The 13,941-nt window shown below is 45.0% G+C and carries 11 protein-coding genes and 1 pseudogene; 4 read left to right on the top strand and 8 right to left on the bottom strand.

Annotated elements, in window-relative coordinates; all coding sequences use genetic code 11:
• Positions 1-20 precede the first annotated feature (20 nt).
• The 8 genes from yacG to nadC all read right to left on the bottom strand — a co-directional run bounded on the left by yacG (position 21) and on the right by nadC (position 7,103).
• Positions 21-218, bottom strand: a complete 198-nt coding sequence (yacG, locus tag AB4496_RS07760) for a DNA gyrase inhibitor YacG (protein WP_017056605.1) — start codon at positions 216-218, stop codon at positions 21-23.
• An 80-nt stretch (positions 219-298) separates the two neighbouring features.
• Positions 299-1,039, bottom strand: a complete 741-nt coding sequence (gene zapD / locus AB4496_RS07755; RefSeq protein ID WP_102257744.1) for a cell division protein ZapD — start codon at positions 1,037-1,039, stop codon at positions 299-301.
• A 26-nt stretch (positions 1,040-1,065) separates the two neighbouring features.
• Positions 1,066-1,680 carry a dephospho-CoA kinase gene (coaE, locus tag AB4496_RS07750; RefSeq protein WP_009847605.1) on the bottom strand — a complete coding sequence of 205 codons (615 nt, stop codon included), beginning with the start codon at positions 1,678-1,680 and terminating at the stop codon, positions 1,066-1,068.
• A gap of 2 nt (positions 1,681-1,682) precedes the next feature.
• Complete coding sequence (locus AB4496_RS07745; RefSeq protein WP_009847604.1) at positions 1,683-2,552, bottom strand: A24 family peptidase; 870 nt, start codon at positions 2,550-2,552, stop codon at positions 1,683-1,685.
• A 68-nt stretch (positions 2,553-2,620) separates the two neighbouring features.
• Positions 2,621-3,847 (bottom strand): type II secretion system F family protein, encoded by a 1,227-nt coding sequence (locus AB4496_RS07740; protein WP_009847603.1) that lies wholly within the window; start codon positions 3,845-3,847, stop codon positions 2,621-2,623.
• Positions 3,848-3,862: 15 nt separating this feature from the next.
• The gene (pilB, locus tag AB4496_RS07735) at positions 3,863-5,548 is read right to left on the bottom strand and encodes a type IV-A pilus assembly ATPase PilB (RefSeq protein ID WP_009847602.1); all 1,686 of its coding nucleotides are present in this window, start codon (positions 5,546-5,548) and stop codon (positions 3,863-3,865) included.
• The gene (locus AB4496_RS07730) at positions 5,548-5,958 is read right to left on the bottom strand and encodes a prepilin-type N-terminal cleavage/methylation domain-containing protein (protein ID WP_009847601.1); all 411 of its coding nucleotides are present in this window, start codon (positions 5,956-5,958) and stop codon (positions 5,548-5,550) included. The genes pilB and AB4496_RS07730 overlap by 1 nt, the downstream gene beginning before the upstream one ends.
• 254 nt (positions 5,959-6,212) lie before the next feature.
• Positions 6,213-7,103: a carboxylating nicotinate-nucleotide diphosphorylase gene (gene nadC, locus AB4496_RS07725; protein WP_009847600.1), complete on the bottom strand. Its 891-nt coding sequence runs from the start codon at positions 7,101-7,103 to the stop codon at positions 6,213-6,215.
• Between the two features lie 83 nt (positions 7,104-7,186).
• Between nadC and ampD the strand changes: the two are divergent.
• The 4 genes and pseudogenes from ampD (at position 7,187) to aceF (ending at position 13,679) form a co-directional block, all read left to right on the top strand.
• A pseudogene (gene ampD, locus AB4496_RS07720) lies at positions 7,187-7,787 on the top strand (1,6-anhydro-N-acetylmuramyl-L-alanine amidase AmpD).
• Positions 7,788-8,269: 482 nt separating this feature from the next.
• Positions 8,270-9,031 (top strand): pyruvate dehydrogenase complex transcriptional repressor PdhR, encoded by a 762-nt coding sequence (pdhR, locus tag AB4496_RS07715; RefSeq protein WP_009847596.1) that lies wholly within the window; start codon positions 8,270-8,272, stop codon positions 9,029-9,031.
• A 62-nt stretch (positions 9,032-9,093) separates the two neighbouring features.
• Positions 9,094-11,757 (top strand): pyruvate dehydrogenase (acetyl-transferring), homodimeric type, encoded by a 2,664-nt coding sequence (gene aceE / locus AB4496_RS07710; protein WP_009847595.1) that lies wholly within the window; start codon positions 9,094-9,096, stop codon positions 11,755-11,757.
• A gap of 26 nt (positions 11,758-11,783) precedes the next feature.
• Positions 11,784-13,679, top strand: coding sequence for a pyruvate dehydrogenase complex dihydrolipoyllysine-residue acetyltransferase (gene aceF, locus AB4496_RS07705; protein ID WP_009847594.1), 1,896 nt, complete (start codon positions 11,784-11,786; stop codon positions 13,677-13,679).
• Positions 13,680-13,941 lie beyond the last annotated feature (262 nt).

Genomic DNA, 13,941 nt, shown 5'->3' with positions numbered 1-13,941 from the left:
TCGCTACTCGCTACTCGCGCCTAGTGTGGGTCTTCCGACCAACCATCGCTATCCGACATGTCTGGAGCACCAGCGATGCTGTTCTCTTCGTCAGCCCATTCCCCGAAATCAATCATCTGACATTGCTTGCTGCAAAACGGGCGGTGCGGGCTTTGTTCGCCCCATTCAACGTCAGTGTTACATTGAGGGCATTTAACGATGGTGATTTTCTTCGACATAGTGATTCTTAATTTGAAGGTGTAATAATAGTGAGTTTAGGCTCGAGTGAGGACTCAAGCCAAACAATAAAGGAAATGAATTAGCTGCAGATAGCCAACTCAAATTCAATATCTTGAGTACAGGCTTGCCCAGTTTCAAAGCTCATAAATTTAATAGCGAAACGGTTTTTATGTCCCGAGATCATCGGGTAGGCACCGTACTGCATTGGAATTGAAAGGCGAAGGATATTCGCTTCATCAGCATCGCTTTGGAAGAAACCTGTACGAGCGATCTGATCCTTAAAGTGACCAGTCTCTCTGGTGAGCTTCAACCATAGTGTTAGTGCTTCATACAGAGGCTGTAGGCTATTCATCCATGTCTCAGCATCTCTAACTCTCTTATCAAGAGGAAGATGAAGCCAATAATGTAGAGCCGGTAAATCAAAGCAACATGAGCCACCTGGCAAGTTAAAGCGTTGACGAATGGCGCTAAGGAAGCGGTCCTCTTTTAATGATTGCCCAAAACGTTCCGCCTGCATCAGTTCACGATAGATATGACTAATATCATTGAGCAATGATGTCAGCATCTCTTGATCGACACCTTCAACATCTAACCAACTTTTATAGGTTACACGCTGTTTCTCAATATCTTTTGCGAGTTCGCTCTTAAGTTGTATCTGTTCGAATATTTCAATCAGATCAAAGATAGAACGGAAAAAGAGTTGATACTGTTGAGCATCGGAAAATGCAGAAGACAGGTGTAACTGCCTCAAGAGTGATTCAACTCTTAAGTAGATGCGTGTTTTCTCATTTAGAGGATGTTCAAATTTATGGGTGATCATCGAGCAAACCTTCATTCAACATTGTTCTATTCTGACCCATCTACAGCACTGATTGCCAGATACTTTTGATGTAAATCTGTGATTTGAGGCAAAAGTTCTTGGTTTTTAGTATGGTTTTTAATCACGTCATCTGCAACTGCTAAGCGCTGTTCTCTTGATACCTGTGATTTTAATATTGATTCAACTTGTTCCCTAGAAACATTATCGCGACTCATCGTACGTTCTATTTGCACTTCTACCGGCACATCAACGATTAATACGCGATCGGTCATGCCTTGCATTTGGTTTTCAACCAATAGCGGTGCGACTAATAAACCATATGGGGATGTGATTTTAGACAGGTCACTGTCAATTTTGTCGCGGATCATAGGGTGAAGCAGTTCATTGAGCCATTGTTTCTCTGTGGGATCAGAAAAGATCACTTCGCGCAGTTTAGCTCGGTTTAGCGCCCCATCTTCGAGCAATACCTCTTCACCAAAATGAGTCGCAATCTGTTTTAGACCTTCACTGCCCAACGCCACCACTTCACGTGCCACGATATCAGCATCGACAATATCAATGTGAAAATGTTCGCTGAAGAGATTAGCTACCGTCGTTTTACCACTGGCGATCCCACCGCTTAATCCGATAATGATTGCCATGATTAAATCCCTAGTACAGAAGTGAAATACCAACCCATGATGTCATTGCCCCACATCAAACTTACCCAACCCGCAATCGCCAGGTAAGGTCCAAATGGGAACGCTTTATCTATACCTTGCTGTTTCAGGCGAAGCTGAGTTAATCCGAAAACAAGGCCGACAAGCGAAGATAAAAGGATGATCATCGGCAGATGTTGCCACCCCAGCCATGCACCTAATGCGGCTAGGAGTTTGAAGTCTCCATATCCCATGCCTTCTTTGCCTGTTAGTAGCTTGAACAACCAATAAACAGACCACAAAGCTAGATAGCCAGCCATTGCGCCAACGACGGAATCTTGAAGCGATACAGGACTGATGTTAAACAGTGCCAAAGCGATACCAGACCAAACCAAAGGTAAGGTGATTTGATCAGGTAACAGCATGGTATCTAGGTCGATAAAGGTTGCGGCAATCAATGCAAAGGTGAAAAAAATCAAAGCAATGGCGTAGTAACTGAAACCAAAGTGGCTAGCCACTACGGTGCATAGTATTGCAGTCAGCAGTTCGACCAATGGATAGCGAGCACTGATTGGGTTAGCACAGCTATGACACTTACCTTTCAAGAACAACCAGCTTAATACTGGAACATTGTCGACGATTCTTAATTGGGTTTTACATTTCGGGCAAGCCGAACGAGGGATACTGAGATTGAACTTCCCCTCTGGCGCTGGAATTTTATATTGAGAGAAATACTCCGAGCACTCTTGTTGCCACTCTCGTTCCATCATAATCGGTAAACGGTGTATGACTACGTTGAGGAAACTGCCAATAAGAAGGCTAAAAATGAAAGCTAATACGGGGAATAGCCAAGGATAGTAGTGAAATACTTCCATAGTGTCCTTTACCACTTAATCAATACAAGCAGTGGTTCTCTGCTTGAGGGGTGTTTGGTTGCTTTTAGCTATCCTAACACACTCATAAGATTAAAGATCGGTAAGTACATCGCGACAACAAGCCCACCAATAGCGGTGCCTAAAAATACGATGATCAGTGGCTCTAGAATCTTACCTAAATTATCGACGGTGTTGTCGACTTCAAATTCATAAATAGATGCGATTTTATTGAGCATGTCATCAAGGTTACCGGACTCTTCTCCTATCATGACCATCTGCAAAACCATCTCAGGAAAGGCATCGGTATTGCGCATCGCGATATACATCGGCATGCCAGCGGCAGTTTCACGATGAACCTCGATGATGGCCGATTCATAATGCAAGTTACCTGCGGTTTTGGCTGTGGTCTTCAGGCTGGTTAAAATAGGAATCCCTGAACTAAAACTGGTTGATAAGGTTCGGCTGAATTTGGCGATTGAGGCTTTGGCCAATACTCCGCCAAGAATAGGGAATCGCAAGCCTAGACGGCTGAATGATAAACGAATGGAATAAGACCGTTGACGTAGTTGGTAGGTAAATAATGTGACTAACCATATGCCAACAGCAGCATAAAGACTGTAAGCCTGTACCCAATGCGAAAGGGAGAGTACTTGTTGAGTAAACCAAGGGAGATCTGCCCCGAAGCCTGAAAACATCGATTCAAATTCAGGAATGACCATGGTGAGCATTAAGTAAGAGACAGTCAAAGCGACAGCGACCACCATTGTGGGGTAAATCAGTGCTTTTATGACCTTAGACTTTAGCTGCTCACTCTTTTCTCTATAGGTTGCTAAGCGCTCAAAGACTTGCGCTAGGTTTCCGGAAAGCTCGCCAGTAGCGACCAAGTCGGTGTACAGGTCGTCAAAGTGAGAGCTTGCCGTCCGCATCGCTTTTGATATAGGGGTTCCCGCTTCGACACCTCGACAGATGTGCAATAGAATTGATTTCATTTCAGCTTTACGGTGATTGTCTGACACTAGCTTAATGGCCTGAACGATAGGCACGCCAGTGGCAAGCATGGTCGCAAGTTGTCGAGTCAAAATGGTGATGTCTTTGGCTTTGACTCGGTGTGTTAAACGAGTGACTGCTGAGATGCTTTTCTTTTTGATTTTCTTAATCTGAATATGCTGATCTTTGAGCTTTTCTCGTACTTCTAATTCAGCGAGTGCCAAGGTTTGCCCTGACACCTTTTTGCCTGAGCTGTTTATGCCTTTCCAGTGGTAGTTTTTTAATTGTGACTGCAGTTTAGTGCTCATGAGTGCTCCGATGGATTATAGATACAGAACACGTTGCAGTTCTTGATAGCTGGTGGTGCCTTCAAGCAACTTATCGATACCGGATTCTTGCAGTGTTCTCATTCCTTCTCTACGCGCGAGATCTTCAATCTCTAACGCGTTAGGTTTATTGATCAGACTATTTTTTAGTTTGTCGGTGAACGGCATTACTTCGTAGATACCTACTCGACCGGAATAGCCCTGATTACACTCATTGCACCCTTGTGGGGTGGCTTTGTAGAGTGTTTGATTGTTAGGAATAGAGTGACGTAGAAATATGTCCGGCGAGTTGTCAGCTGCTTTACAGTGGTTACACAGCCGCCTTGCCAGTCGCTGCGCGATAATCAGGCTCAATGACGAAGCGAGGTTAAAGGGTTCTATCCCCATATGGGCGAGCCGAGTCACGGTTTCCGAAGCTGAGTTAGTATGGAGTGTCGAGAGGACTAAGTGACCCGTTTGCGACGCTTTGATCGCGATCTCTGCGGTTTCTAAATCACGGATCTCACCGACCATCACTACATCAGGATCTTGTCGCAAGAACGATCGTAGTGCTTCGGCAAACCCAAAACCGATCTTTGGCGTCACCTGTACCTGATTGATACCACACAGGTTGATCTCCGCCGGATCTTCAGCTGTTGAGATATTACGCTCAGAGGTGTTAAGCATGCGAAGTCCAGTGTAAAGAGAGACCGTTTTGCCACTGCCTGTGGGCCCAGTCATTAAGATCATCCCTTGCGGGCGTTTTAGGGCATTGAGATAGAGCGCTTTTTGATCCTCGCTGTAACCTAATTTATCGATATCTAAATTGGCTGCGCTGCTGTCTAGAAGACGCAGTACGATCTTTTCTCCCCACAATGTCGGTAGAGTCGACACACGCATATCGATCGCCAGCTCGTCGTTCAAACGCAGCTTAATACGGCCGTCTTGAGGTAAGCGACGTTCAGCGATATCAAGTTTGGCGAGAATCTTTAAACGAGCGGATAACCGACGGCTTAAATGAGACGCGGGCTGTTGGACCTCAACAAGAATGCCATCGCAACGCAGACGCACTCGGTAGTTTTCTTCATAAGGTTCGAAGTGGATGTCTGATGCACCTTTACGCACCGCATCAACCAGTATCTGATTGATAAATCGACTGACAGGGGAATCGTCTTGACTGAGATCTTCAATTGAACTCATTTCATCGTCAGAGACTTCAACAAGATTGGCGAGCTCATCTTGGGTGATCTCTTTGCGCTTAGAGTCTTGCCCGGAAATAGAGCGACCATACAGCTTTCGTATGGCGCCTTCTAATTCTGAATAGTTAGCGACAACGAGTTCTATCTGCAATCCAGTCGCGAATCTAAAATCGTCTTCAGCTTGCAAGTCGGTTGGATCGGCAGAGGCGAGCGTGAGAGTAGAGTTAGTGAGAACAACTGGGATAGCACGATACTTAGTGATCAATTCTCGAAGTCCCAATTGGTCACACAAGATTTCATAGTCAGTATTGGCCAGTTGCACTAACGGCAAACCGAAAATGGTTTTGATGTTATTAGCGAGGCTCTCGCCGGTGAATAAGCCCAGAGTGAGCAAAGCTTCAGGTGTAGAAATACCTGAAGCTTGTACATGTTCCGCAACGGCTTGTTCTTGAGTCAGGCTAAGTAAGTTAGCCTGACGGAGAACTGTTGGGAGGTTGGTTAGCACTACACACAGCCATCTAGAGGGATCGTTGCTTGTTTACTGTTAGTACAAACCCACCCAGAGTTACCTCTAGCAAATGTTAAGGTTGCTGCACTTATTGAGCTAGTTGCTCCAAAAGTGAATAACAGTGTGTCGTCAGCTGAAACTGTTATTTTACCAAGTGAATTTGCATCTGTAGCTGTTCCTAGATCGCCCAAAGCGGTAGCTTGAACGATCACGCCCTTTTCTTGATGGATTAATTCTGCTGGTGTAATTAGTGCTCTCATTGTGGCTAAACCAGAGGATAGTTCACTTTTAGATACATAATCTTTATAAGCCGGAATTGCAATTGCAGACAGCACACCAATGATCGCAACCACAATCATCAATTCAATCAGCGTAAAGCCTTTCTGGTTTTTTCTTTTGTTTTTCATAGTTCTATTCCATTCGTTAGTTTGTTTCAGTGCAAGCACCCGTTGATGGAAAGAATAGAAGTTGAGATTTAGAAGTGGAATGGTGTTCAGATGCAGGCGCGAGTGGTTTTGTATTTATTGGTGTGTTGTTTCATATGGAGCGCAAAATTATGCGATCAGCTTAGTTAACTGATTGATATACTGATAATAAAAGCAATAAAAAGGCATGGCTGATTGCCATGCCTTGAAGTTAAGTGATTGATAGAACGATGAGATTAAGCTTTGAATCGCATTGAAAGGTCCATTGCTTTTAGATGCTTAGTAAGTGCTCCCACAGAGATGTAATCGACACCCGTTTCAGCGAATTCTGCAATCGTATCTAAAGTCACGTTACCTGAGTTTTCTAGTGCTGCACGACCTGCGTTAATTTTAACGGCTTCACGCATCATGTCTGTGGTGAAGTTGTCTAGCATGATGATGTCTGCACCGGCGCTGATCGCTTGCTCAAGCTCTGCTAGGCTTTCTGTTTCCACTTCCACTGGCTTACCCGGGTTCAGCTCTTTTGCTGTCGAGATCGCTTTCTCAATGCCACCACATGCGATGATATGGTTTTCTTTGATTAGGTAGGCATCGAAAACACCAATACGGTGGTTGAAGCCACCACCACAAGCCACAGCGTATTTTAGTGCGCTGCGAAGGCCTGGAATTGTTTTACGCGTGTCTAATAGGCGGCATTCTGTGTGTTTGATTTTGTCAGCGTAGATTGCTGTCGCCGTCGCACAACCAGATAGTGTTTGAATGAAGTTCATTGCGTTACGCTCACCGGTTAAAAGTGCGCGAGCAGGTCCTGTTAGCGTGCAAAGTGTTTGGTTTGGTTCAACTTTGTCACCGTCTTCTACGTTCCACTCGACAGTGACTTCACCGCCCAATTGCTTAAACACTTCATCAGCCCAAGCTTTACCACAGAACACACCGCGCTCACGGGTAATGATGGTTGCGCTGTTGATTGCGTCTGCAGGGATTAGACTTGCCGTAATATCAGCCGCTGGATCTAACGTTCCACCTAGATCTTCTTTGATGGTCTCAGCGACTGCGCGAGTGATCTCTAGCGGCAGTTGCTCTTTTAAGTAATCAAGGCGTTGGTGGCTGTTATGTGTGTTTTTCATCGCAAATCTAATCTTGAAAGGGAGTGGGAATGGAATGATACTCTTGCTTAACTTCAAATTAAAGAGGCTAGCGCGACTGCTCTATGGGCAAAGTCACAATCTTATTGCGCTAGTAGAAAAGAAAGCGAGACTAAGATGACGATGAGCTCCAACGGATGGTACGACAATGCTCGGCATGTTCCTTCTCCGTATTTTGATGCTAGACCCAGCACCGACGATATCTCTCTGCTGGTGGTTCATAACATTAGTTTACCACCGGGCCAATTTGGCGGCCCTTACATTGAACAGTTTTTCACGGGCAAACTTGATCCGGCAGATCATCCATTTTTTAAAGTGATTCATCAAATGGGCGTTTCGGCACATTGCTTGATTCGCCGTGATGGTGAGGTGGTACAGTTTGTGTCATTTCTTGACCGAGCTTGGCACGCAGGCCAGTCGAGCTTTTCGGGGCGTAAAAGGTGTAATGATTACTCGATTGGTATTGAGCTGGAAGGAAGCGACTTTATCGCTTATACAGAGCAGCAGTACCAAGCGCTTTCTCGATTAACAGAAACGATCGTATCGACTTTCCCTCAAATAACCACCGAGCGTATCACTGGTCATCAATATATAGCCCCGCTACGCAAAACTGACCCTGGTTTGGTTTTCGACTGGCAGAAGTTTAAAGGCGAACTCAAGGTTTAAGCCTCATTATCGAAGATGCTCTTATTGTTGCTGGTGGTTGAATAGTCAACGCCTAGCATAATGACTTGTGAATTTTTGTTGTTGCGATGTAAATAAAGTGGTTAGGGGGAGGGCGTCAATAAATCGAGAGTGTGACGAGCTTATCAAACGATCTAATATTAAAACTTATGAACAGGATTTCTACCTCTAATGTGCGCTTGGTTTGATTTTTAATCAAGTGGCACTCATCTTTCTGAAACAATCCATTTTTATCCTGAAACTTTCTAGCACGGATACTCCCCAAAAGTATTACCCCTGTAAATGGTAAGACCAAATTGGTTGCTGTTTTAAATTTCATTTGTTAAATCATGGTTAATTCGTGCTGTGTTCTATGATTCAGGTCAATTTTAGTCTGGACAGTGGCGTTTTAATTATGTTAATTTCTGCCCAACTTAAAATTGGTAATACCAATTGTCAGCGAAGAAAAAGAAGAACAACAAACTATGGCTTATCAAAGGATTCGTCAGCCAAAACTCTCGGACGTTATCGAACAAGAGTTAGAAAGGTTGATAGTGGAAGGAACACTGGCTCCAGGGCAGCAGCTGCCGCCTGAGCGTGAACTGGCGAAACAGTTCGATGTGTCTCGTCCTTCAATCCGAGAAGCGATACAACGTTTAGAAGCAAAACGCTTGCTTACTCGCCGTCAAGGTGGAGGTACGTTTGTTAGCGAAAATATCTGGAAAAGCTTTTCAGATCCTTTGCTTAATTTGTTGTCCTCCCATTCTGAAACCCAACTAGACTTGTTGGAATCGCGTCATGCGATGGAAGGGATTTCGGCTTACTTCGCGGCATTACGTGGTACTGATGAAGACTTTGCTCGAATTCAAGCATGCCAAGAAAAAATTCGCGGTGCGCAAGATAAGGGTGATATTGAAGCCGAGTCTGCAGCTGTGATGGCTTTTCTTATTGCTTTAACAGAGGCAGCGCACAATGTGGTGTTATTGCACATTGTTCGTAGTTTGGCTCCGTTACTCGAACAAAACGTCTTAGAAAATTTAAAACTGTTGCATCGTCGTAAAGACGTTGTGGAGAAAGTGAGTATACATCGAGCTAATATTGTAGATGCGATCGTTTCAGGACAGCCAGAACAGGCGCGTGAAATGTCACACTCTCATTTAGCTTACATCGAAGAAACATTGATGGATTTGACCAAAGAAGAGTCGCGCCGCGAACGTTCTTTACGTCGAATCCAACAGGGTAAATAGTCGTAATACTTCGGCTTTTTACGTGTTTAGTAGAATCCAACTAACAAAAAGGATAGATCGCCATGTCTGACATGAAGCATGACGTTGATGCTCTGGAAACTCAAGATTGGTTAGAAGCTCTTGAGTCAGTAGTACGTGAAGAAGGTGTAGAACGTGCACAGTTTTTACTAGAACAAGTTCTAGATAAAGCGCGTTTAGATGGTGTTGATATGGCTACAGGCATCAACACGAACTACATCAACACAATTCCAGCAGCACAAGAGCCAGCTTACCCTGGTGACGTAACTCTTGAGCGTCGTATTCGTTCGATTATTCGCTGGAACGCAATCATGATTGTATTGCGTGCTTCTAAGAAAGACCTAGACCTTGGTGGTCACATGGCTTCTTACCAGTCAGCTGCTGCGTTCTACGAAGTATGTTTTAACCACTTCTTCCGTGCTCCAAACGAGACAGACGGTGGCGATCTAGTTTACTACCAAGGTCACATCTCTCCTGGTATCTACTCTCGTGCATTCGTTGAAGGTCGTCTAACTGAAGAACAGCTAGATAACTTCCGTCAAGAAGTTGATGGTAAAGGTATCCCTTCATACCCGCACCCTAAACTAATGCCTGAATTCTGGCAGTTCCCAACAGTATCTATGGGTCTAGGCCCTATCTCTGCTATCTACCAAGCGCGCTTCCTTAAGTACCTTGAAGGTCGTGGCATGAAAGATACTTCAGGTCAGCGTGTATACGCGTTCCTAGGTGACGGTGAGATGGATGAGCCAGAATCACGTGGTGCTATCTCTTTCGCTGCGCGTGAGAAGCTAGACAACCTATGTTTCCTAATCAACTGTAACCTACAGCGTCTAGACGGCCCTGTAATGGGTAACGGTAGCATCATCCAAGAACTTGAAGGCCTATTTAAAGGCGCAGGTTGGAACGTTGTTAAAGTTATCTGGGGTAGCAACTGGGATTCTCTACTAGCTAAAGACACGACTGGTAAGCTTCTTCAACTAATGAATGAAACTATCGATGGTGACTACCAAACATTCAAATCTAAAGATGGCGCATACGTACGTGAGCACTTCTTTGGTAAGTACCCAGAAACAGCTGCACTAGTTGCAGACATGACTGACGACCAAATCTTCGAACTGAAACGTGGTGGTCACGATTCTTCTAAACTGTTCGCTGCATTCAACAATGCAAAAGAGACAGGTGGCAAACCAACAGTAATCCTAGCTAAGACAGTTAAAGGTTACGGTATGGGTGAAGCTGCAGAAGGTAAGAACATCGCTCACGGTGTTAAGAAGATGGACATGACTCACGTACAATACCTACGTGACCGTCTAGGCCTACAAGACATCCTTTCTGATGAGAAAGTATCTGAGCTTCCTTACCTAACACTGGAAGAAGGTTCAGCTGAGTACGAATACCTACATGCTCGTCGTAAAGCACTACAAGGTTACACTCCTCAGCGTCTGCCAAAATTCACTCAAGAGTTCAAAGTTCCTGAGCTAGACGCATTCGCACCTCTACTGGGTGAACAGAAGCGTGATATCTCTACAACGATGGCTTATGTACGTACGCTTAACATCCTTCTTAAAGATAAGAACATTGGTAAGAACATTGTTCCTATCATCTGTGATGAAGCTCGTACATTCGGTATGGAAGGTCTATTCCGTCAGGTTGGTATCTACAACCCACACGGTCAAGACTACACGCCTGAAGATAAAGGCATCGTTTCTTACTACAAAGAAGCAACGTCTGGTCAAGTTCTTCAAGAAGGTATCAACGAACTAGGTTCTATGGCTTCATGGGTTGCAGCTGCAACTTCATACAGCACAAACGATCTACCGATGATTCCGTTCTACATCTACTACTCAATGTTCGGTTTCCAACGTATTGGTGACATGGCTTGGTTAGCAGGTGACCAACAAGCTCGTGGTTTCCTACTTGGTGCAACTGCAGGCCGTACAACTCTAAACGGCGAAGGTCTACAGCACGAAGATGGCCACTCGCACATCATGGCGAACACTGTACCTAACTGTATCTCTTACGACCCAACGTTTGCTTACGAGCTAGCGGTAATCATGCAAGACGGTATCCGTCGCATGTACGGTGAGAACCAAGAGAATGTTTACTACTACCTAACAGTAATGAACGAAAACTACGCAATGCCAGCAATGCCAGAAGGCGCTGAAGAAGGCATCCGTAAGGGTATTTACAAGCTTGAGTCTTACGCAGGTTCTAAGTCTAAGGTTCAATTAATGAGCTCTGGTACTATCATGAACGAAGCGCGTAAAGCCGCTAAGATCCTGAGCGAAGAGTACGGCGTAGCATCTGATGTATTCTCTGTAACGTCGTTCAACGAATTGACTCGTGACGGCCAAGCGGTAGAGCGTGACAACATGCTTCACCCAGAAGCTGAAGAGAAAGTACCGTACATCACAACTGTTCTTGGTAACGAACCTGCAATCGCAGTTACGGATTACATGAAGAACTACGCTGAGCAAGTACGTGCATTCATGCCTTCTGAGTCTTACAAAGTACTTGGTACTGACGGTTTCGGTCGCTCAGACAGCCGTGAAAACCTACGTCGTCACTTCGAAGTAAATGCAGGCTACGTTGTTGTTGCAGCACTTACTGAACTGGCTAAACGTGGTGATGTTGAGAAATCAGTAGTTGCTGAAGCAATTGCTAAATTCGGCATCGACGCAGACAAAATTAACCCGCAATACGCATAAGACTGGCATTAAGGTAGGTAAATACAATGACAATCGAAATTAATGTACCAGACATCGGTGCTGACGAGGTTGAAGTAACTGAGATTCTTGTAAACGTTGGCGACAAGGTTGAAGAAGAACAGTCACTGATCACTGTTGAAGGCGACAAAGCTTCAATGGAAGTTCCTGCGTCTCAAGCGGGTATCGTTAAAGAAATCAAAATAGCAGAAGGTGATTCTGTTTCTACTGGCTCTCTTATCATGATCTTCGAAGCGGAAGGTGCAGCAGCGCCAGCAGTTGAAGCGGCGGCACCGGTTGCAGCTGCTCCTGCAGCTGCGGCCCCTTCTGTTGCGAACGAGCTTAAAGAAGTTCACGTTCCTGATATCGGCGGTGATGAAGTTGAAGTAACTGAAATCATGGTAGCTATTGGCGACGCAGTAGAAGAAGAGCAATCTCTTCTTACTGTTGAAGGTGACAAGGCTTCAATGGAAGTTCCTGCACCATTCGCTGGTATCGTTAAAGAAATCAAGATCGCTTCTGGTGATTCAGTATCTACTGGTTCTCTAGTGATGGTATTTGAAGTAGCGGGTTCTGGTGCTCCAGTTGCAGCAGCTCCTGCTCCAGCGGCGGCACCAGCTGCAGCGGCTCCAGCAGCATCTGCTGAGAAAGAAGTGAACGTTCCTGATATCGGTGGTGACGAAGTAGAAGTTACTGAGATCATGGTAGCGGTTGGCGATACAGTAGAAGAAGAGCAATCTCTAATTACTGTTGAAGGCGACAAAGCTTCAATGGAAGTGCCTGCACCATTCGCTGGTACAGTAAAAGAAATCAAGATTGCAGCTGGCGACAAAGTGTCAACAGGCTCTTCAATCATGACTTTCGTTGTTGAAGGCGCAGCTCCAGTAGCAGTAGCGGCTCCAGCTCCAGCACAAGCAGCAGCTCCGGCAGCAGCACCTGCACCTAAAGCTGAAGCAGTAGCTCCAGCAGCTGGCGACTTCCAAGAGAACGGCGAGTACGCTCACGCATCTCCAGTTGTTCGTCGTCTAGCTCGTGAATTCGGTGTAAACCTAGCGAAAGTTAAAGGTACTGGTCGTAAGAGTCGCGTACTTAAAGAAGACGTTCAGTCTTACGTTAAAGATGCACTTAAGCGTCTTGAGTCTGGTGCAGCAGCATCTGGCAAAGGCGGCGATGGTTCTGCTCTTGGTCTACTACCATGGCCAAAAGTTGACTTCAGCAAGTTCGGCGAAACTGAAGTTCAGAAGCTTTCTAAGATTAAGAAGATCTCTGGCGCTAACCTACACCGTAACTGGGTAATGATCCCGCACGTTACACAGTGGGACAACGCAGACATCACTGAGCTAGAAGCATTCCGTAAAGAACAGAACGCAATCGAAGCGAAGAAAGACACTGGCATGAAGATCACTCCACTTGTGTTCATCATGAAAGCTGTTGCTAAAGCGTTAGAAGCATTCCCAGCGTTTAACTCTTCTCTTTCTGAAGATGGCGAAAGCATCATTCTTAAGAAGTACGTAAACGTGGGTATCGCTGTTGATACACCAAACGGCCTAGTTGTTCCTGTTTTCAAAGACGTGAACAAGAAAGGCATTTACGAGCTATCTGAAGAGCTAATGGCTGTTTCTAAGAAAGCACGTTCTGGTAAGCTAACAGCGGCAGACATGCAAGGCGGTTGTTTCACAATCTCTAGCCTTGGTGGTATTGGCGGTACTGCATTTACTCCAATCGTAAATGCTCCAGAAGTAGGTATCCTAGGTGTATCTAAGTCTGAAATTAAGCCTGTTTGGAATGGCAAAGAGTTCCAACCACGTCTACAGCTTCCACTGTCTCTATCATACGATCACCGTGTGATCGATGGTGCTGAAGGTGCACGCTTCATTACTTTCCTAAACAGCGCACTATCTGACATTCGTCGTCTAGTACTGTAATTGAGAAAGTAATTATTAAGGTGACTTTCGGGTCACCTTAATTCTTTATATAAAGACTATTTTTAGAGAACAGTTTCCGGCATTTCTCATAAACTGCGGGGGAATTGTTGTCTAGCTCACAGGCTAACTTAAAGCTACTTTCACACTGTTAACATCTCTGTAAAATGTTTCCTGTTTGAAAGCCCAATAATTTTAAGAACATCTACTCAGCCTGTTAGGGATAATGACTACAAGAGGTCACAATGAGCAAAGAAATTAAAGC

The sequence above is a fragment of the Vibrio sp. 10N.222.46.A1 genome (assembly GCF_041473595.1).
In the GTDB taxonomy this organism is placed as follows: domain Bacteria; phylum Pseudomonadota; class Gammaproteobacteria; order Enterobacterales; family Vibrionaceae; genus Vibrio; species Vibrio tasmaniensis_A.
The sequence above is the reverse complement of the archived record's forward strand: the minus strand, read 5'-3'. Positions and strand labels throughout refer to the sequence as shown.

Excerpts from the sequence above, each read along its gene's own strand:
- pdhR (WP_009847596.1), top strand. The coding sequence starts at position 8,270 with ATGGCTTATCAAAGGATTCGTCAGCCAAAACTCTCGGACGTTATCGAA.
- yacG (WP_017056605.1), bottom strand. The coding sequence starts at position 218 with ATGTCGAAGAAAATCACCATCGTTAAATGCCCTCAATGTAACACTGAC.
- nadC (WP_009847600.1), bottom strand. The coding sequence starts at position 7,103 with ATGAAAAACACACATAACAGCCACCAACGCCTTGATTACTTAAAAGAG.
- aceE (WP_009847595.1), top strand. The coding sequence starts at position 9,094 with ATGTCTGACATGAAGCATGACGTTGATGCTCTGGAAACTCAAGATTGG.
- aceF (WP_009847594.1), top strand. The coding sequence starts at position 11,784 with ATGACAATCGAAATTAATGTACCAGACATCGGTGCTGACGAGGTTGAA.
- AB4496_RS07740 (WP_009847603.1), bottom strand. The coding sequence starts at position 3,847 with ATGAGCACTAAACTGCAGTCACAATTAAAAAACTACCACTGGAAAGGC.
- coaE (WP_009847605.1), bottom strand. The coding sequence starts at position 1,680 with ATGGCAATCATTATCGGATTAAGCGGTGGGATCGCCAGTGGTAAAACG.
- AB4496_RS07745 (WP_009847604.1), bottom strand. The coding sequence starts at position 2,552 with ATGGAAGTATTTCACTACTATCCTTGGCTATTCCCCGTATTAGCTTTC.
- AB4496_RS07730 (WP_009847601.1), bottom strand. The coding sequence starts at position 5,958 with ATGAAAAACAAAAGAAAAAACCAGAAAGGCTTTACGCTGATTGAATTG.
- zapD (WP_102257744.1), bottom strand. The coding sequence starts at position 1,039 with ATGATCACCCATAAATTTGAACATCCTCTAAATGAGAAAACACGCATC.